The 20,771-nt window shown below is 48.6% G+C and carries 12 protein-coding genes; 3 read left to right on the top strand and 9 right to left on the bottom strand.

Translation table 11 applies throughout. The annotated features are described in order from the left end of the window. Positions 1-25: 25 nt before the first annotated feature. The gene (locus tag EFB02_RS06870; RefSeq protein ID WP_122820851.1) at positions 26-1,330 is read right to left on the bottom strand and encodes a G5 domain-containing protein; all 1,305 of its coding nucleotides are present in this window, start codon (positions 1,328-1,330) and stop codon (positions 26-28) included. Positions 1,331-1,591: 261 nt separating this feature from the next. Between EFB02_RS06870 and EFB02_RS06865 the strand changes: the two genes are divergently transcribed. After that, positions 1,592-4,234 (top strand): Cna B-type domain-containing protein, encoded by a 2,643-nt coding sequence (locus EFB02_RS06865; RefSeq protein WP_122820850.1) that lies wholly within the window; start codon positions 1,592-1,594, stop codon positions 4,232-4,234. A 460-nt stretch (positions 4,235-4,694) separates the two neighbouring features. Here EFB02_RS06865 and EFB02_RS06860 read toward each other — a convergent pair whose 3' ends face one another. After that, positions 4,695-8,261, bottom strand: a complete 3,567-nt coding sequence (locus EFB02_RS06860) for a SpaA isopeptide-forming pilin-related protein (protein WP_122820849.1) — start codon at positions 8,259-8,261, stop codon at positions 4,695-4,697. A 460-nt stretch (positions 8,262-8,721) separates the two neighbouring features. On the opposite strand from EFB02_RS06860, the gene EFB02_RS06850 reads away from it, so the two are divergent. Further along, positions 8,722-9,939 (top strand): amidohydrolase, encoded by a 1,218-nt coding sequence (locus EFB02_RS06850; protein WP_122820847.1) that lies wholly within the window; start codon positions 8,722-8,724, stop codon positions 9,937-9,939. A 37-nt stretch (positions 9,940-9,976) separates the two neighbouring features. Here EFB02_RS06850 and EFB02_RS06845 read toward each other — a convergent pair whose 3' ends face one another. Genes EFB02_RS06845 through EFB02_RS08840 form a run of 6 tightly spaced genes read right to left on the bottom strand, consistent with a single transcriptional unit; the run spans position 9,977 to position 16,173 of the window. Continuing rightward, on the bottom strand, positions 9,977-10,633 hold the full coding sequence (locus EFB02_RS06845; protein ID WP_147471049.1) for a GH32 C-terminal domain-containing protein: 657 nt from the start codon (positions 10,631-10,633) through the stop codon (positions 9,977-9,979). A gap of 44 nt (positions 10,634-10,677) precedes the next feature. Continuing rightward, positions 10,678-12,078 (bottom strand): ABC transporter substrate-binding protein, encoded by a 1,401-nt coding sequence (locus tag EFB02_RS06840; RefSeq protein WP_234992774.1) that lies wholly within the window; start codon positions 12,076-12,078, stop codon positions 10,678-10,680. 8 nt (positions 12,079-12,086) lie between these two features. Next, positions 12,087-13,046, bottom strand: a complete 960-nt coding sequence (locus EFB02_RS06835) for a carbohydrate ABC transporter permease (RefSeq protein ID WP_234992773.1) — start codon at positions 13,044-13,046, stop codon at positions 12,087-12,089. Between the two features lie 9 nt (positions 13,047-13,055). Then, positions 13,056-13,973 carry a carbohydrate ABC transporter permease gene (locus tag EFB02_RS06830; RefSeq protein WP_122820844.1) on the bottom strand — a complete coding sequence of 306 codons (918 nt, stop codon included), beginning with the start codon at positions 13,971-13,973 and terminating at the stop codon, positions 13,056-13,058. Between the two features lie 47 nt (positions 13,974-14,020). Then, positions 14,021-15,313: an alpha-galactosidase gene (locus EFB02_RS08845; RefSeq protein ID WP_234992772.1), complete on the bottom strand. Its 1,293-nt coding sequence runs from the start codon at positions 15,311-15,313 to the stop codon at positions 14,021-14,023. Continuing rightward, positions 15,205-16,173: a glycoside hydrolase family 36 N-terminal domain-containing protein gene (locus tag EFB02_RS08840; protein ID WP_234992771.1), complete on the bottom strand. Its 969-nt coding sequence runs from the start codon at positions 16,171-16,173 to the stop codon at positions 15,205-15,207. The genes EFB02_RS08845 and EFB02_RS08840 overlap by 109 nt, the downstream gene beginning before the upstream one ends. Before the next feature lie 168 nt (positions 16,174-16,341). Between EFB02_RS08840 and EFB02_RS06820 the strand changes: the two genes are divergently transcribed. Next, on the top strand, positions 16,342-17,520 hold the full coding sequence (locus tag EFB02_RS06820; RefSeq protein ID WP_234992770.1) for an ROK family transcriptional regulator: 1,179 nt from the start codon (positions 16,342-16,344) through the stop codon (positions 17,518-17,520). 192 nt (positions 17,521-17,712) lie between these two features. On the opposite strand, the gene EFB02_RS06815 is transcribed toward EFB02_RS06820, so the two are convergent. Then, positions 17,713-20,697: a SpaA isopeptide-forming pilin-related protein gene (locus tag EFB02_RS06815; RefSeq protein ID WP_438947141.1), complete on the bottom strand. Its 2,985-nt coding sequence runs from the start codon at positions 20,695-20,697 to the stop codon at positions 17,713-17,715. Positions 20,698-20,771 lie beyond the last annotated feature (74 nt).

Raw genomic sequence — 20,771 nt, 5'->3', positions numbered from 1 at the left:
CGGTTAGCCGCTGCCGACGCTAGTCTTACCCGTTACGGCGGCGTGCCAACAGCAGGACACTTCCTGCGGCTAGCGAAGTTATACTTGCCGCCAAGACTGACCAGCTGTTTACACCGGTCTCTTCCAAACGAGGTGCGGTTTTCTCGGTTTTATTCGGTCTTACTGCAGGTTTTTCTGCGGTTCCATATTCCACGATCTGAGTTTTAGGCGCGGTCTTTACGGTGTCTCCGTTAGCTTCATCTTTAACAAGCTGTTCAGCACCATTGTCAGCGAGGTAGAAGTACCTAAGCGTGGGGGTCACTTCCGCCCCCATGACTCCTTGCTGCACGATCTGCTCCGTGCCCTTCGCCAGTTTGGCGTTCGCGCGGCGCTCTATCTTAAAGGGGACAGCTTTCTTAGCCTGGTATTCCTTTTTCTGCAGCTTGGATACCAGCTCAATCTCCCAGCCATCAAGATCATTGCCGGTGACATTTAACTTATAGTAGGGCGCAGCCGCCACCTCTGGATCCAGGAACTGTGCTTTCAAGAAGAATTCCTTGTCCTTGCCCACATACTCATTCCAGATTTCAAACCTGCCGGTAGCGGGAGTTAGCCACTGGAGAACTTTCTCTCCTTCCCGGTCAGGCAGGGTCAGCATTGAGAATTTCTTCCCAGCCTCAAAATCAAACACTCCCTCAAAATGGGGCACGCTCGTGTTTTCGGAGTCGTAATGCTTACGCGCCTTGCCCTGCTCTTGCACATCGTAGCTGGCCGCTACCTGGAGTTTGCCTTCGTGCCAAGGAGCGATCATCCCGGTGAGCTTGGTATTATTTACATCCTGGTTTGCCTGTTGGACGAGCGAAATCCAGTAGATGTCCCCTTCTTTCTTTAGGGTTGCAGGACCATTAGCTCTTGCCGGGAAAGCCTCGCCATCTACATACCAGTGAACCTGCTTGGGTTCTGAAATATCCGTGTAGGTGTCGGTTCCTCGGATATTTTTCATCTCTTTTCCAAGCGGGATCTTCATCTCTTCGCAGTAGTTGATCTTCTTAATAAAGTATTTGGACTTAAAATTCTCGGTTTTCCCAGTTTTCTGGCTTTTCCCTTCGAAGGTGAGGTAGAAAGCAATCTTTCCCGCTGGCTTTCCCCTCTGCTCTGGATTGCAGGCTTCTCCCGGCGTATCAGCATAGGTACGCCAACGCAAACCAATAAAAGTGTTAGTCTCCCCATCGGCAGCGCTAGCAGTAGGACCAGCAGCGACGATCCCCATGGCAGTAAGCGTTAGCGCCAGCAAGGTTACGAGGATACCCCCGAACTTGCGTGGCATCACCTTAACGATTACAGAGTTCAACTAATTTCCTTCCCTCGATGTCGAGTTAATCAACCACCTAATTTACAGATCCCAGCTACCAGGCAATTCTGACTTGTACCGTAAGTAACGGTTTCCGAAAAAGCTGCCTGCTTGAATCCTTAACTGTTAATAAACACTCTTTCAGCTAAGCACTTTTAATGCAACCATAATATTTTTCCGCCTGCGAAGACGGCTTCGACTGTGAATATATACACCCCTGTATCCATCACCAAACTCTAGACCATAACCTAAAATGAAAATATGCTAAGAAAAAAGGCTCCCTCCATTTTTCAATTCCTAGCTGCTCTCGCCATCCTCGCGTTAATCGTGGCGCTAGGGTCAACCAGTCCGGCAGCCGCCGAAGGCGTAACCGACTGGGACGACCTGATCAGCAAAACCAGCGAGCTCACTCCCGGGCAGCACAATCTGACGATGACCGGTGCCCTCACCTTAAGCGAGCAGTCAAAACCGTTGGTAGTTCCGGAGGGCGCAGAGCTCACTCTGAAGGGCTCGGGCACAGTTACCGGCACTAATACCCCGGCAGTGGAAGTTAAACCGGGCGGGAAACTAAACCTGGCCGGCCCCTCCTTCACCAAAGTACAGTTCACGGTGAACGGAGACTTAAACTTTACTGCAGGTTCGATTCACGATTCCGACCCTGCCGGCCCGGTCATTTTCGTTGATGGCGGCAGCTTCACCATGAGCGACACTGCCGAATTCTCTAAGAACATCACTCCAGAGGATAAGATCATCAACGATCCCAATACTCGATGTGTTGACTTCAAAAATATAAAGTTGGCTCCCATCACCGTCTACAACGGGACGGCCACAATCAGTGGCGGCACTATTAAAAGCAATCAAGGCTTTTTCGAAGGTGGAGCCTTGGGAGTTTGGGGCAGCAAAGACAATCACGCCACCCTCAATATTAAGGACGGCGAAATCTCTGAGAACAGCGTTCAGAACTCCAGGTGTAACGGTTACGGCGGCGCATTATTTGGCGCATACACTAACGTGAACATCTCAGGTGGAAATATTCATGACAATTTCACGGAACGTGGGGGTGCGCTAGCCCTTGAGAACGGATCCTTCAAGATGAGCAATGGAAACCTGCATGAAAACCAGGCTAGCCGGGAATACAAGGGTAATGGCGGAGCCCTCTATTTAGACACGTCAGAAACCGAAATTTCTGGAGGTACTGTCAATAACAACGTTGCTAAAGGTTGGGGCGGAGCTATCGAAGCCAATGGAGGCACCCTCACCATCAACGGCGGCGACTTTAGCAACAACCAGACGACTAGATGGGGCGGAGCTATCGACACCGATGGAGGCAGCATAACCATCAACGGCGGCTCCTTTACCGGTAACACTGCTGGAGAATCCGGGGGTGCTATCGCTTTTGGCGGTAAGGCGGAAGCCGCAATTAACGCCGCTTATTTCTCTGAAAACAAATCCGAAGGGTTTTGGGGCGGCGGCGCCATTTACAACGACACTGCCGCCAAACTGACCATCAATAATGCCCTGATCAGGAATAACACAGTTAAAAACGCGTTTTTAATCGGCGCTAATAATCGCCCCATCAGTAAACAAGGCGGCGGGGTCTGGAACTGCCCCACTGGGCAGACCACGCTAAACATTACTAACGGGGTAGCATTTTATGGAAATTCTGCCGAGGATACCCCTAAATATGAAAGTTTCAATGGTGCCGGGGATGATTTTGCCAGTATCACCAAGCATTTTGCTGGCGAACCTCATGAAGGACAACCGGTTTCCGTTAGCCCCCGGATGCTAGGAGGCGGGCAGCGCCTCTGGTATCAGGATGGTTCTATTTATGGCGTTCACTCTAACTGGGATCTACCTAATCAGCTGCCTCGTTATAAAGAGGGCGCCGATAACAAGCCGATTCCTTACGACACGGAAATCACTGAAAATAAAGCTTTCAAGTCGGTTCCCAGTGAAGACTCAAAGAAACTCGCCGAGAAGCTAGCACGAGTAGTTATTGAAGATAATGCCGCCACTCAAGTCGGTATTAGTGGTGGGGGAATCGCGAATAACGGTCAAATATTTTTCGGTAACCCCGAGAAATGGAAGTTGATTATCAAGAAGTCCTGGAAGGGTGATGACCTGGCAAGCCGTCCTACTAAGATAACCCTAGACGTGCTAGTCGGCGGGTTCCAGGTTGACCAGGTAGAACTGAGCAAAGAAAATAACTGGACCGCAACAATTAACGACTTCCCCAATCCGGATACCCTACTTGACGCCAAGACCGGCGAGAAACTGCCGTTCACCTTCAGGGAGCATGACGAGAACGGTAAACAGCTGGAGGGCTATCAGCTGGCGGTAACCGGCGAATCCACAGACCAGGAAAATAAGATTTACTCCATCTCCTTGGAAAACCATTTGGCCACCGAGATAGCGGTGGCCAAGAAATGGTCTAACCCCCATAAGAGTTGCCCCGATGTCACTCAAATAGAGGTGCAGTTACTGGCAAACGGTAAAGATACCGGGAAAAAGCTAACTCTAAATCCCACTAACTCTTGGGAAGGCAAATTTACCGGTCTGCCCAAGTATCTTGACGGGAAACTGGCCGAATACACCGTTTCCGAGGTGGAAATCAAGGGATACCGCACCGAAATCCAAGGAAACGCTACCGGAGGCTTCCTGATTACTAACAAATGCACGGTTCCTCCCTCTGATACCACTCCTTCCCCGGGAACAACTCCCCCGCCTAGCAGTACCACCCCGCCTGGCACGACTCCTCCCCCGCGAGGAAATACTCCACCTCCATCGAGAAAGACTCCCCCGCTGCCACCTACGGGCTCTGAAATTAGCGCCGCCTTGGCGCTGGGAGTCTTAGCACTAAGCACCGGAGGGGTGCTCGTACGCCGCCGACTACAAAACGCCTGAAAACGCTCCCTGTAATCCGCGCCCTACCGGGGATATCTCGACATATCCTACGACCTCGGGGCAATGAAAGCGCTCGCTGCCATCCGCTCTGCATACAGGGGCTAGGTTTTTCCTCCCGCCCCAGGATTCGGAAAATATAGCGACATTTTCAAATTCTTATACCCACCGCGCCTGCTCGGATAAAACTTAGCCCCCGCGTGTTTTCTGTTCATACCTACGTCACCCGCGTAAACAGATCACGAATTGCGCAGATGGAGCTGTTAGCACGCCATTGGGACACGGGGCGGTAAAAGATGCGAACGGGGACACGCTAGCAACCATTAATTTTTGAATCGGATACGTTCGCCTTTAGCTAGATACCAATTCTGCCCTTGTCTTAACTTTTGCAAGGCTCACCGGGGTTCCCCGAGCGCTTTTACCGACCTGGTGTCGCTGCCTGCCTCCTGCTGAGGAAAATCTGCTACCGCTGTTCGCGGCGGCGTAGGATTAGGTATCCTCCGGCGAGACATGCCAGCATGGCTCCTAGTACTACGCTAACTTGCGTACCGGTCTTTCCTAACTGCTTATGCACCTCACCCGGATTACCCGGAATATCGGTTCCCGGTTCTGGATCGTTTGCCACGTAGATAGTGGCACCGTCGTATTGTTGGGTTTCTCCCTCGGGATGCCGGGTGATTTTGAAAGTTATCGGTTCTTCTAACAGCTGGTACCCCTGGGGGGCTTTCACTTCTTTCAGCTGGTACTCGTACTGTTTTTCGGGGTTTTTGTCGTCACTAACCAGTAGCGTCCAGCCAAGTTTCTTCTTGTCACCCTTTATGGTCACCTCTCCATTTTCATCGGTGGTAAACCGCAGGGGCTCCTCCTGTACCTGATCAGCGCTGAGCTTACCGACTACCGGTTGGGCTTTGCCGTTCTCCACCAGGTTTAGCTCGAACTCGGCACCTTCCAATCTGGTGGTCAAGTCACGTGAATCATGCTTACGGATAGTAATTCCTGGGTTAGGAGCCAATCCCAGGCTGGAGAGCTGCACGGCTACGGAGCCGTTAACCGCAGCATGATCTTTACCGACCTCGACCTCGTTACCGTAGTTAACCAGGTCTTTACCAATCACTTTGGCAGTGTAGGTGACCACCACTTTCTGCTTATTAGGAACTGCCATAGTGAGCACTCCGTCTTTATAGACCGGATGATAGTTAAAGTCTTTCGGGGTCATTTCTAAGGTTTCCGGCTGCAAGCGCAGATTTGTCATCTGGTCTTTGAAGTTAGCAGTCGGGGATCCGTTAGCAATATCTAGCGCCCCAGGGTTGATAGCGACTTTGAATTTTGCTTCATAATGATTGCTACTTACCGGCTTTTCAGCAAGCTCCTTAGTAAGCGGCTCGTACACATAGTCGGCTGCCACATCTTGGGTAGTGATCGGTCCCCAAGTGGCTTTGTTCTTTACTTTCAAACCGTTGGGATCTTTATTTATCTCATTCAATGCCGCTCGATTGGCGGGAATCAGCGAGTATTCCAGATAGTAAACCGACTGATACTTACCCTTACCCTGCTTTGGCAAATCAGATTTTTTGATTAAGAAATCAATCTTGCCATTTTCTTCCTGTGCCCGCAGCTTATCTGTTCCTTCAATCGCCGGCTTTGGGTCAGTGGATAGTTTCAGTTTCCTAGCATCAAACTCATCAAAGATCTTCAGAGTTTCTGCTTTACACAATGGATCTTCGGTATTGGGAGAACCCTGGTTACATTTGGCGAGGCCTTCCAGGCGTAGCCGATAGTGGAAAAGCGGATAATCAACCCCATCGATTTCTTTATAGGTAATTTCATTGAAGGTCTTGTCGATATTCTCTAAAGTCGGGGTGGCTTCAGCCGAGGTAGTAAGCTCCTCACCGTCTGCCTCAGCCTTGACCATATTTACATGGCGATACAGACTGTTATCCCCTGCTTCATAGGCTTCCACCCAATCTCGGTTATTAGTGGTAAAGAAAGTGACCGTAACCTCGCGTTCTTTAGGGTTACCACCTTCGTCTACATCAGTGTTCTTCTGAAGTCCCTTTTCTGTCTGTTCTTTATTTTTAAAGAACTCAATGGTGAATCTGCCGTCAGGGTTGGTCTCGTCTTTCGCGAACTTCCAGCTTTCGCCTTTAAGTAAGCCTGCAACCTTAATATTTTTGGTGAGTTCTTCAAGCTTCAGCTTGTCCTGGAAAGTTTTATTGTTACTCTTGGCGGTCGGCAGGTTGTCGGTTAATTTCAAAGATTTATATCCTTGCGGCACTACTGTTACCGCAATCTGCCACTCAACTTCCTTTTTGTTGGCACTAATTGCCTTCTTCGCTACTTTGAAAACATGGGCAGGCCGCAAGGGGCTGGTGGGGGCAGTTACTTTTTCTGGATCATTCGGGCGCTGCGGATTAGTACTAGAAGCTTGGTTACTAACTGCCTTTGGCAAAATCTTTGCATTGACATCCACCGTCGTTTCGTAACTAATCTCGTAACTCAAGTTATCCGGAAGCTTATATTTCCAGGCAGTATCGGTTTTAAGGTCGTTGATTCCTACCTGCTCCCAAGGGATTTTCTTTTCCTCTATCACAGGTTTACCGTCCGTATCCTTTTCACCCTTGTTTATCTTCAGGGTGAGGCCATCTCCCGAGTACTTCATAATGTCCTTATAATCACCAGGGATGGAGTCTTCGACAACGTAGCCTTGCACGTTCAGCTTCAAGTATTCATTAACCTTTATTGTCCACTGTTGGGTGTAGACTCCAGGTTTGCCTTCTTTTTCTTGATACGCACCAGCATTCTTGACGATACTTCCGATCTTAAGCTGGTGTTCTAGGTTATTTTCGGTTTTCTTGGGGGTAGGCAGCTGATCAGAGAGCACGTTTGCCGTATTGGTGGTTTGCTCTTTAGTACCTGCAGTTACCGGATCAACCTGGCTGTAATCGACAAAAGCAGCATACTCGACCGTAACCTGCTCCCCATGAGTCATCTTGGGGATAGTTAATTTGAAGCCATTTTTACCAAAGACTGGTACACCCGGCTTGGGGGCTTTCTTATTAGTGGACTTAACCTTAATGCTCTTGGGATTTTTATCCAGAGTTAGTACGGTTTTATCGCCCGCAATCTGGTCAGAAATCACCACATTTTCGTTAGTGTCAATAGAGGTAACCGTGAGGGTGTAGAACACTTTCCCCGCAGCAAAATCATGCCGCGCACTCTTAGTTATAGCTAGATCCGGATTATTCGAGATCAGCACATCCATATGGGTATTTTTATTCAGCTCAATATTTTCGGCATCTTTGGCGAACTTTACATCCAAAGTAACAAAGAATTCTGCCTGTTGAGAAGCATTTAGTTTATCGTTTTTCACTAACTTCACATGAATTTTATTGTCTTTTGTTACCCCAAATTTGTTCCCAGTTACGGGTTCTTTTTCGGCATAGATAGCGAAATCCACATCTTTATCGGTGGAAGCAGCCAATATCTCTTGCGGGAGTTGCATAACCATCTCGGTTTTGCCGTCCTCGGGGAATTGATTTCCGCTGCCAGCATTAGTTTTAGGGGTTTCCGCGAAAGCTAGTTTCAGTTTGTATGGGGTATCCGGGTGAATTTGATATTTCTGATCCTTATCCTTTTCAAGTTCTGCACCACCGTAGAACAGCTTCGCGTCGCTTAGGTAAGACTTCAGGTCGAACTTATGCGATTCCGGAGTGGCGGGATCGCTAGGTTCTGCGGGCTGCTCTGGGGTTGCTTCCCCACCTGAAGCTTGGGACCCGCCCGGGGAGGACTCGGTGCCGTTCTCGGAAGCGTTTTGTCCCTCATTTCCCGCGGGACTAGAGTTCGCGACACCAGGATCACCGGGTTGTGTTTGCTTTACTACCAGGTCTGCGTTCCCCTCTGGCTGAGCATAGCTCACCCCAGCCTGTGGGCCGAACCCTAGTAGCAATGCAAAAGCCAACATAGGAAGCAGTAATTTTAGGGCACGATGTTTCCGATTTTGCCCCGTTGCGTGAGCGGATCCCATTTTCATGATTATCTCTCCCTGAGTTAATGCAGCCATTCCCCCGAAAACAGCGATTAAGCCACATTAATTATATTCTCATACACCACCCTACTATATCCCCACTACCTTTAGAAATACAGGGCTATTTTTCATTTAGCAATTCCGTTTGGGCACCAAAAATAACAACTTCTCGCTGCAAGGTTTCACCGCTCTTAACCCCGTCAACACTCGCTCTCGAAACACTCACACCCTGAATCAGTGCGGGAGGGTGATTTTGTACCGGGAGGGTGAAAACCTCACCCCTCACCACCTCACTTAATAAAACCCCATACAAATTCACCCTCCAACGACCAAATCACCCTCCAGGGACAAAATCACCCTCCACAGATACCAAAACCACCCAATTTGGCACGCCTCTCCCCCAAGCGGGAGGGCGATTTTGAGGCGGGAGCAAAATAGAGTTAAGACAGATTGAGAGGAGTTTATGATGAGTGATTTCAATATTACGCAGGCCGTAAAAAAGCTAGATTCCTGGCAAGAGGAAACCTACAAGTGGCTACATCAGCATCCCGAACTGTCGATGGCAGAGAGCGAGACGCGTGATTTTATTTACCAGCAGCTGCAAGATTTCGGTTACGAAACTCAGGAAATCGGTGGCGGCATAGTCGGGGTACTGCAAAACGGCACCGGTAAAACCACGCTTTTCCGCGCCGACATCGACGGACTGCCGGTAAAGGAAGAAACCGGGTTGGAGTACGCCTCCACTACCACTCGGCGCGATCAGGACGGGAATGAAGTGCCGGCGATGCACGCCTGTGGACACGACGTGCATATTACTGCCGGTCTGGGGGCAGCGCGGGTACTTTCCGAGAACCGGCAGGCCTGGAGCGGCACCCATATTGCCCTTTTTCAACCCGGCGAAGAAACTGCCCAGGGCGCCAAGTCTATGGTAGATGCAGGCCTCGTAAAGAAAATCCCGCACCCCGATGTGGCTTTCGGCCAGCACGTCCTCACCGCCCCTATGCCTACCGGTTCAGTCGGCACCCATGTGGGCGCCATTCTCTCTACTGGTGCCTCTTTGAAAATTACGGTGCATGGTAAAGGCTCGCATGGATCTATGCCTCATATGGGAGTCGATCCGGTGGTACTGGCCTCGGCGATTGTGCTGCGCCTGCAAACTATTGTTTCTCGCGAAATTGATCCCTTTAAAATGGCGGTAGTGACCGTGGGGTCACTGCAAGCTGGTTCTAAGTCGAATATTATTCCCGAACGCGCCACCTTGCTGGTCAATATCCGCGCCTACGATCTGGAGGTGCGCGAACATTTGTTGGCAGCGATCGAACGGATAGTCAACGCCGAATGTGAAGTAACCGGAAGCCCTGATCCTGCCGAGTTTGAGCTCTACGATTCCTATCCCCTGACCAACAACGATGCCGAAACCACTAAAACAGTAACTGACGCGTTTATTGCGCACTTCGGATCTGAGCGCGTAGGTGATTGCGGCGATGTTCCGGCCTCAGAAGATTTCAGCACTATCCCGGATGCGTTCGGGATCCCCTATTGCTATTGGGGTTTAGGAGGATTTCGCGAGGAGGATCCCAAGTTCCCCAACCACAACCCCAAGTTCGCACCCATCATGAAACCCACGCTGGCCACCGGAACCGAGGCTGCACTAGCTGCAATCCTGGCTTGGCTGGGGAACTAGCAAGCAGAATACCCTACTAGTAACCGCCAGCAATCACTCAGTTTCCCCAAATAGATTTGAGGCTATGAATCTTCAGGTTGCTGACCGCGATTACTCCCCCAACAGAGGCAATACTGACCGCTCGTCTACCCTCGGCCGGGAAAGCTAGTGAAGATAACCCGTAGCGACCATCATTAATAAACACTTCAATCGATCCGCGATCAATGATTACCCGTAGTTTCAGCTGCGACCCTCCTACGTAGGGAGCAGATCGATAACCGCGATCACTCGATCCACTCTTACCCCGATCAAGAAACACTCGATTCGATAGCGAGTCATAAGCAACCTCGGTATAGCGGTTCTTGCTTGTCTGCTGCACCAGTAAAGAAACCTGTTCAGAGGAGGTTTTATCCAGATCTACCGTCAACTCGATTTCCCCGACAGGCAGATCAGACGCCAGTTCCACAGTGTTGTCGGTTTCAACAGTAAATCCGCCCTTATCGACCGTGTTTTCACGTAACTCATCGAACTCTGGGATCGGGGTAGCAATAATTTCTAGATCTTTACTCAGTGAGACCTCTCGCGGGGTGGCTAGCTGACCACTCCAGCCGTCCTCTGCCTGGCTAGCTAGCGGCAGCGTAAATCCCCCCATCCATCCAAACATTAGGCGGCGGTTATCGGGAGAGAGCATTGACTGGGGCGCCCTCACCGACACCGCGATAAAGACGCCCCAGCTCTAAATGGTTAGCTACAAATCACCTAATCCTTTCCACGATTTGCACTCATCAATGCATTAACTCGCTTATTAGCTTCCGTCAGGCTAGAAGGATCGCTTTCAAATGACATCACACTAGCCATAGCCGGTTTCATCAAGGCATCTACCTGTGCCCAACGGTCAACCACCAATGAAGGAACCGTGGTTTTATCTTCCAGGTGTACCGAGAATGCACGAGCATCGTATCCCATATCTTCGAAGGTTTTAATCGCTTTTTCAGTTGAGGTAGTGATGGCGGGGAATACCGTACCTTGCTCAGCGATTACATCCTGACATTTTGCTGACCCCAGGTATTTGACCCAGCGCCAAGATTCTTTCGGATGCTTAGTGCCCACCCAAATTGAATCTGCCAGACCATTGGTAACTGAGGCGCGATGCCCATCGGGTCCAATAGGGGTAGGCGCCACTTGAATCGGCAAATCAGTAGCCTTATCAATCGTGGAAATATTCCAGGAACCCTCTAGCAAGGTAGCGTACGATCCTGATCCTAAGGACTCCACTGTCCCCACTCCCGAAGTAGCTACCGACAACGGAGGCATATACCCCTTCTTAATTAAAGAGATCCACCAGCCGATACTTTCTTGGAATTTAGGATCATCATAGTTAAAGTGCATCCCCCAAGGATTTTTCTCTGTCCATCTCCATTGCCCATTAGATAGCGCATAGGGTGACCATTGAATCTGCCCGAGTCCCCCACCGGTGTCGTTATAACCAGTTCCGTAAACCTTCACATGCTTTTTATCAAACCCAGGCTCATCTCCATGCACGCCATTCACGTCGACAGTTAGCCGGGCTAAAAACTTTTCAAAGCTTCCTCCATCTCGGGGATTCCACTCTAGTTTCCATAGATCTTCCTTGGTGTAACCAGCCTGTTTAACCATGTCTTCGTTGTAGAAGATAGCCTCGGTATCCCAGTCCTTGGGAAGACCGTATCGGTGTTTCCCATCGGCAGATTTCCACTGATCAGCTAGACCCGCCGCGTAGTGGCTAAAATCGTACTTTTCCTGTTTAACAAAGGGATCAATATCTAGAATCTGCCCCAAGGCAGAGTATTTACCAAACTGAGAAGTGTGGTCAGTGAATACATCGGGAGCATTTTCCGCCACCATTGAGGCCGTAATTTGTGTCCAGTAGTCATCCCATCCGAATTGTTCAATTTGGATATGTATATCGGGATTTTCTTTTTCAAAATCCGCCGCGCATTGGCGATATCCCGGGAGTTGTCCGGAATCCCAAAGCCAATATCGCAGGGTAGTTTGCCCCGGTTTTCCACTAACTTGAGAGCTGCAAGAGGTTAACCCACCAGCCAAAATAACAGCCAGAACGGCGGTAAGAGCTGCGATAATTACCCTTCGCCCGGATACCGCAATCACAGATTTTTTCATGTCTAGCCTCACTTAATTCCAGAGAATCCAACTGAATTCACAATCCGCTTCCCGAGGATGGTGAACAAAATGATAATAGGAAGCGCAGCCACTAGAGCCGCAGCCATCAGTGCTGTCCAGTCCGGAGAACCTTGCGGCTTCTGAGAACGGAAAATCCCCAGGGCAACCGTCAATACTCTTACCCGATCCGATTGGCCTACTAGCAAGGGCCACATATAGTCATTCCAGGCATTGATAAAGGTAAGCACCGCTAAGGTGATAATCGGGGCAGAAGCCATGGGGCAGATAACCCGGAAGAATACCTTGAAGGGACCAGCACCATCAATCATGGCCGCCTCATCAATCTCTCGCGGAATTCCCAGGAAGAATTGCCGTAGGAAGAATATCGAGAACGGGGTCATAAAGAAAGTCGGGAGCACAATGCCAGCAAAAGTATTGAGCAGTCCCATCTGTTTAATCAAGACAAAGTTAGGGATAGCAGTAAAAATTGCGGGAACCATCAAAGCTGACAGGAAGAGCGCAAATACGACCTCCCGTCCTCGCCACCTTAACCGCGAAAACGCATAGGCAGCCATTGCGGAGAATAGGGTTTGTCCCACCATCACGGTGAAAGCCACTATGCAGGAGTTACGCAAATACAGCCAGAAGTTTATAGAGGCTCCGGCTCCCCCCTGGGCTAGAGATTCTTCCGGAGTGGTCATACCAAATACCCGCCTATAGGCATCAAAAGTAGGATTCTTTGGCCAGATGGTTCCGGGATGAGACAACAGCTCACTGTTGGTCATTAAAGAGGAGCGTAGCATCCAGAGGAAGGGAAAAACCGTAATAATCAGCAGAATAACCAAACAAGCCCAGGCACAATAAAATCCTGGCCCGCGATGTTTCTTGGAAGCATTTTTACCGCTTTGCCGCATGCGAACGTGTTTATCGGTTTCTTTGGAAACAGTTTTCAAAGTTGTTGTAGTCATTTTTGTTCCTCACAGTTCATCTGATTCGCCGGCACGCATCAGCCGCAGCTGAATGAGTGAGATTCCAAATAACAGGACAAATAGCACCATGGCGATGGCTGAGGCGTACCCAAAGTCAAGCTGACCAAATGCCAAATCCCAAATGTAGTAATAAATAACGCGAGTAGCATTGATCGGGCCGCCTTTGGTGGTAATCGCAACCGTGTCGAAGATCTGGAATGATCCGGTAATCGTAACCACCATGACCATTGCTAACACCGGTCGTAAGAGCGGTAAAGTGATGGAGAAGAATTTACGTCCCTCTCCGGCTCCATCAATATCGGCCGCCTCCCACACTGTTCGATTAATAGTTTGTAGACCCGCAAAAATCAGTAACGCCGTATATCCCATATGACGCCACACGTTAACAAAAGCAACCGTGGGAATTGCCCAAGCAGATTCTCCGAAGAAAGCTACCCGATCAAGTCCAACCCAGTTAAAGATTTCGTTAACGATACCGATTTGGTAGTCCATCATGAAGTACCAAACTAACGCCACCACTACGTTTGCTATGAAATAGGGCAGCAACGCCATTCCTCGTATGATCGTTGAATTTGTCAACCTTTGTAACAACACTGCGAGCGCAATGGCAATGACGGTTTGAAAACCAATGTTCAGCACCACATAGTAAACCGTTACTTTTACAGCATTCCAAAAAAGAGGATCAGCAATTAGCCGCTGATAGTTTGCCAACCCTGTCCATTTAGCCGGGGTTAGCACCGCGTAGTCAGTGAATGAAAAATAGAATCCACGCAGAGCGGGTAATAGGTAAAAGAAAAATAAACCAATCCCGGCAGGAATCAGAAATATTAACGCATATCGCGTTTGACGTGAATTAACCACGTGACGCTGTTTCTTCATCGAAACAACATCTGAGGATGTTTCCATCCTTGTCTCCTTTCTTAACGGTTAAAAATTTAGATAAAAAATTTGAGTCACCGCGCAGATACTTCTAATAACACTGTTTGCAGCGGATTTAGATCTGGGAAACGAATTCCCGAATTTTCGAGTACGCTTCCTGGTAATTCCAAACCTTCCTTCCACCAGGGAACGGAACCATGCCCCTCTCTGATTTCAGATTCAACACCTTGGGGGAGCAATTCACGTACTCGATAGGTAGTTGACTCTTCTAGGCCAGGCAAACATAACGCTGGTGAAGGGCGCTGGGCAGAAGTACGTAAACGAGTAATCGCGTAAACCGCGCTTGCTTGATTCTCAGCTACTACCCCATGAATCCAATACCCCTGGTCAGGGTGATCTAAATGTACAACTCGCCCGGAATGCAGCATCGAACGTAGCTGCTTGTGAAGTTTTACCCAGCCGGCAAGTTCCGTAAGCTCCTTATCACTTGCGGTAGTCAAATCCCATTCGATTCCCATATGCGAGAACATGGCATTAGAGGCACGCAGAGCCAGGTTTAAACTGCGGCCAGTCTGATGAGAAATCGGGGAGGCAACATGGGAGCCTACCAACTCCGGAGGGAGGAGTAGACAAGTACCAGCTTCGATCTGTTTTCTTTCAATCGGATCGGTACAGTCAGACCCCCAAACCCGCACTGTGTATTCCAGTATTCCAAGATCAATACGCCCGCCTCCTCCGGCACAGGACTCAATTTCCAGGTGCGGGTAAACGTTTTTAATTTCTTGCAGTAGGCGATAGGTAGCTAACGTTTGCCGATGGTATGCCGGACGACCAGTGATAGGCGAAACCGCCTCGTAGAGATCCCGATTGAAGTCCCATTTAATATATTCGATCTGCGTGGAATCCAACACTTCCAGCATTTGTCTTTTAACATGCTCAAAGGCTTTAGGATTAGTTAAATCCATTACCTGCTGATAGCGAGCTTCTTGCGGTCGATGCGTACGGGGAGAAAGCATCCAATCTGGATGCTCCCGCGCCACTTGAGAGTCGGGGTTAATCATTTCCGGCTCGAACCACAGCCCAAATTGCATTCCCTTGGCGTGCACTGCATCTGCCAACGGGGCAAGCCCCTCCGGCCATACCTCCTCAGATACTGTCCAGTCCCCCAAACTGGAAGTGTCGTCACGGCGCCCAGAGAACCAGCCGTCATCAAGCACAAAGCGTTCCACGCCGGCATCGGCCGCCAGGTCGACCAGTTTCAACAGCCTTGGCAGTGATTGGTCAAAATAAACAGCTTCCCAGGCGTTGAGAGTAACGGGACGTTCAGTAACTGGATGGGCAGCTCGATTGCGAACAAAGCCATGCATACGTGCTGCCGCATCATCAAGGCCATGCCCCAGGTTCCGATAATCCAGGGAGAGCAATACTCTTCGCCATGTTTGAGCACTACCTCGCCAGGCAAGAGCAGTTCTCCCGCGAGTATCCCCTGGTATCCTTGCGTATCTTTTTCTGCGATGGTGCGAGTATTTCCTGACCAAGCCACATGCATATAGTGAACAAGTCCGCTCTGCCAGGAGGTACCGGGCTGACAAGTACCATGAATACTGGAAGTAGTGTGCCCGCGTGCAACACTAGTTTCTCTTTGGTGAGAGCCGATAGTGAATTCATGGGTGTTAATATCACGCTCCCGCAAATGATGCCCGGTTTGATCCAATACATAGGTTTCACTTGCCGGAGTGGGCATGGCTAGTAGCAGCGATTGCACCTCGTAGCCATCACTTCCGGTATTGGTGACCTTTGCCTGCCCGCGAACCACTCCAGAGGAGGCGACTTCTACCAAAACACTGAGATTGATATCGGCTTCCGCGTCATGGAGAGTTACCTTCACTTCCGAGGGAGCCCCGTTGGTTCCTTGACCATCGGTGTGGATATCAACAGGAACGAACGCGGAAAAGAGAGCCACTGACCGTCGAGATCCAATCAGACCAGGAGTTCCAATCCAGCCTTCACTTTGTTGCGGGACTAAAGAAAAGAGTGGAGTAACATCAGAGGTTCCCGATACTAGTGCAGAATACTGGGACTTTGATATTTCTTCACACTGCTTCGAGCTTAAATATCCAAGATCGGCTCCCCAATAAATAACCTGAGGAACTCCCTGCTCTGTAATGCGTAAACACAGAGACGTGCCCCCGTTACGCAAATGGATCAAACGTGAAAAATTCGCCATTGAACCCTCCCAGGATTTTTTATTCGCCGCCACCTTGCGCCGACATATTTTCACTATTAAAGATAGTAACGCATATGTAAACTGGGAACAAGGAGTTTTGAACAATTTCTACATATTTTGTTTCGGTTTCCGATAACGGCCGTTGCTACCCATAGTGAAAGAGGAACAATGACGCGACTTTTTGACGATTCGGCGCTAGCCACCGTGGCTCATATCCTGGCTCACGGCCCCCTTTCTCGTGCCGACACCGCCCGAGACTTAGAGCTCTCTCCTGCCACGCTCACGCGGTTAGTACGTCCATTAATGAAGAGCGGGATGATTACCGAAGCGCGTTCTGGAGTATCTAAAACCGGTATGGGACGCCCTACCCAGCTATTAGCCGTCCCCCCAGATCAGCATGCTTTCATTGGAGTTAACCTGTCGGGAACTATGATTCACTGTGTACGTACGGACACTAACGCCCAGATCTTGTCACGCGAAGCTGTGCCAGTGAAAAGCCATGATCCTGACGAATGCTTACGCCAGCTTTGCACGGTTATTCGTAACCAGATTGGGGAGGGTGAAAACCCCCGGTTAGAGGGAATCGGGATTTCTTTAGGGGGGAAAATTAACGCTTCGAATATTAAGGAAAATCGCTTCTTAGGATGGCACGATGTCGATTTGCATAGCCTCTCTGACAAAATAAAATCATCTTCTCACCCGGATATAGAGTTCGTTAACGATGTAACCGGATTAACCATGTTAGAACAGTGGTTTGGACTCGGTCGAAAATGTGAAGATTTTGTGGTTACCACTATCGGGGCGGGTATCGGAAACGGTATGGTACATAATTTGAGAGCGGTGCGTTCTCCTCTCAGCGGACTGGGAACCACGTCCCATATCCCCTTGGCGGGGGCTCACGGGGTCTGTCAATACGGGCACGTGGGCTGCGCGAACGGCGCCTTGACTTTGCCAGCAGTTTTGTCGCGCGCGCAAGCTGGTAGGGCTATAACCCATAGAGATTCTGCCCCTTCCTCCGCAGAAGAACTAATTTACCTTGCAGATCGCGGAGATAAATCATGTAGACGCGCAATCATGGAATTCACGGAAAATCTAGCTGTTTATGTGCAAACGGTAGCCTCAGCAGCATTGGTTCTGGACGTAGTTCTGGATGGAGAGGGCGTGTGTCTCTTAGAATCAAGATGGGCCGATAATTTTGATAAGCATTTGAAATCTTACGGGCGTCCTGATGATCCCCGAATTAAGGTTCACCGGCGCTCTGGTAGTTTTGACCGCTGGGCGCAGGGCGCTGCGGTTGCGGCGATTGTGAAGTGGCTAATCCGGGCAGCTACTAGTAGCATCAAGTAGCTTCCTGAAGTTACTGGTAGTTCTTCACTGAAAGCTTGTTTCTTTACTTTTTTAGAACCGCTATTTATTAGGATTTGCAAACGGATACGATTACTCGATACCAATCACGGTTGCGACACTAATGCAAATATCGGCCTTTGGAATCCGAGTTATCTAATTCCAAAGGCCGATATTAATAATTTTTACTGTTTATTAATTCTTGTTTCTTTTATGTCTGATTGCAATAAATAGTGCCCCGGAAAATACCATAAGCACGGCATATAGCAATATGTTACTTCCTGCTCCGGTTCTAACCAAACGGTCGCCCAGGGTCGCAGGCGCCTTCTTCAGCTGATCGACCATCACCACAGTGTTGTTCTTAACCTCAGCCCCAGCTACCAACACCTTGCCATCTTTAACCTCAAAAGCAATATCAGCAGCCTTCACATACCCATCAGGAGCAGAAACCTCACTGAAAGAGTACTTACCATCTACGAGCTCAAAATCAACCAACTTACCAGCAGTCTCAAACTCCCGGACAACCGACCCATNAGAGAAGTGAACCCCAGCCTTCTTCAGCTGATCGACCATCACCACAGTGTTGTTCTTAACCTCAGCCCCAGCTACCAACACCTTGCCATCTTTAACCTCAAAAGCAATATCAGCAGCCTTCACATACCCATCAGGAGCAGAAACCTCACTGAAAGAGTACTTACCATCTACGAGCTCAAAATCAACCAACTTACCAGCAGTCTCAAACTCCCGGACAACCGACCCATCAGCCTTAGCCAACTTAATCTTCGCCCCAGAAAGCTCCTTCCCATCCTCAGACAAAGCCTTCTTAGAGAAGTGAACCCCAGCCTTCTTCAGCTGATCGACCATCACCACAGTGTTGTTCTTAACCTCAGCCCCAGCTACCAACACCTTGCCATCTTTAACCTCAAAAGCAATATCAGCAGCCTTCACATACCCATCAGGAGCAGAAACCTCACTGAAAGAGTACTTACCATCTACGAGCTCAAAATCAACCAACTTACCAGCAGTCTCAAACTCCCGGACAACCGACCCATCAGCCTTAGCCAACTTAATCTTCGCCCCAGAAAGCTCCTTCCCATCCTCAGACAAAGCCTTCTTAGAGAAGTGAACCCCAGCCTTCTTCAGCTGATCGACCATCACCACAGTGTTGTTCTTAACCTCAGCCCCAGCTACCAACACCTTGCCATCTTTAACCTCAAAGCTAATTGCTGGTGCTACTTGATATTTGTCTGGTGCTGATACTTCTGTAAGTGTGTAACTTCCGTTTTCTAACTCAACTTCTGGTTGTGTTCCGTCGGTGGTCCACTCTTTTACGACGGTGCCATCTTTCTTCGCAAGCTTTAGCTTAGCTCCAGATAGTTCTTCTCCAGTTTCCGCCAATGCCTTCTTGGAGAAGCTTACCTTCGTTTTTGCTACCTCTTCGTAATTATTGGTTACCGTAAAAGCCAGTAACTGTTTGGCTTTATCAACATTAGACTCAATTTTCGCAGAGCCTTCCTTATAGCCATTTGCCTTATCTTGCCAAGCGTTACCGTCTACATCTACTTCTTTTACTTTGAAGCTATAGCCCTGTTCTTTCATAAACAGGTTATTCCAGACGACCGACCCACCTGGCGATAGTTTTTGGCGAGCCTGAAAAGCCCGGGGCTTCATAGCAAAATCAGCTAAAGTAACTGCACTTTCAGCTCCATCCTTTGCCTTCCAAAGCTCAAAATAGATATCTTTAGAAGACTTTTTCTGCGGATTACTCCATTTTTTAATTACTTGAACTTTAGTTATATGCGTTTCTTCGGGTTGGGTAGTATCCGTCTCTTTGTTGACTAATTGAATAGTTTTTATGTCCTTATCGGCGTCTCCCGATACCTTCGTATCTCCACCCTGGATTAACTTATACCCCTCGTTCATCTCGGATTCAGATACGGTATAAACTATTTTTTCACCGGAAGTATTGCCATTTTTGTATATGGGTAGATTTGTAAAAGATCCCTTCCATTGGTTCCCTTTACTTAAAAGCTGTTCCGGAACTGCATGTCCAGAGGCGTCAACCGCACCCTGCCCATCTGCTAGTAGTTTTACCTTCGTAGTAAGAAAATCTAAATCAGCAGGAGTTGCGTCATTTTTATCCTTCCAATCTTTATTTACATTAACGGTCATAGTAAGAATTTTTTCATCTTCCATAACTACCGTTTTATTATTGGGAGTGATAGCTTCTGCTTTATTTTTAAGGTTATAGACTATTTCCCCGTTAGCAGTAACTTTAATAGTAATAGGTTCCGCTAGTTTATATCCATTCGGCGCAGTTAACTCCGTCAAAAGGTATTCCCCTACAGGAAGTTTAAACGTGGTGGGATTTAATCCCCCATCTTCCTTAGTGGTCCACATAAACAGTCTTTGATCGTTAGTTCCATTATTGACCGCTTCAAGCTTAAGACGAGCATTTGCTAGAAGAGATTTACTAGCTTTATCTATTTTCTTAATTTTCACTTCATATTCTGAGTACTTTGTTTCGGTATTCGAGGAAACAAACTTACTCGAAATCAGATTTTGATAACCCTTATTGTGCAATTGATGAGACCTTGCAGGTTTATATAAATCCAAAGTATTATTCACCGGAGCTTCATTCAAGCTCATTCCCTTTAGTGGGTTATCGTCAGTTAAAGGTTGCCCCAATAAGAACTGATAAACATACCAGGTCTTCGTATTCATGGTGGCGTCAATCTCGTCACCCTTAATTTCTGCTTCACTAGGTTTTTGGGTAACCAAGTCTTGAGAATCTGTGTAGTACCAAATTGCTTTTTGCGTAGCAGCATAGAGTTCAGCATCCGATATATTTCCTTCTGGCATATTCGGATACTTCGCTTTGAAAGCATTTTTAATCTCGTCTACCCGATTTGCATCCCCATCACGAAAACCGTTATATACCACCTTCAAGATATCTTTTCTTGCATTTTCTCTGGCATTAACTGCAAGTGAAGAGAATTTATTATCTGTACCCGCTACCTTTGTATAGGTTATTAGGGTATCTTCCGGATAATCTTCTCCTGTAAAATCAGGTTCGGTCGCTCCTTGAATATCTGGAACGGCTCTATCCGCATTAAAGCAGTACGCTATTTCCCCAAGTTCCTTTGAGCCGCCCTTGGGATTCGAACGAACACGAATCATTTCGTTTCCAGTTTTTACTTTTTTGCCCTGCTCATATAGGTTCTCGGCTACGGAATAGGCTTCATAGGCGCCCA

Source organism: Varibaculum vaginae (genome assembly GCF_900604285.1).
Taxonomy (GTDB): domain Bacteria; phylum Actinomycetota; class Actinomycetes; order Actinomycetales; family Actinomycetaceae; genus Varibaculum; species Varibaculum vaginae.
This window is presented reverse-complemented; position numbering and strand designations above follow the sequence as displayed.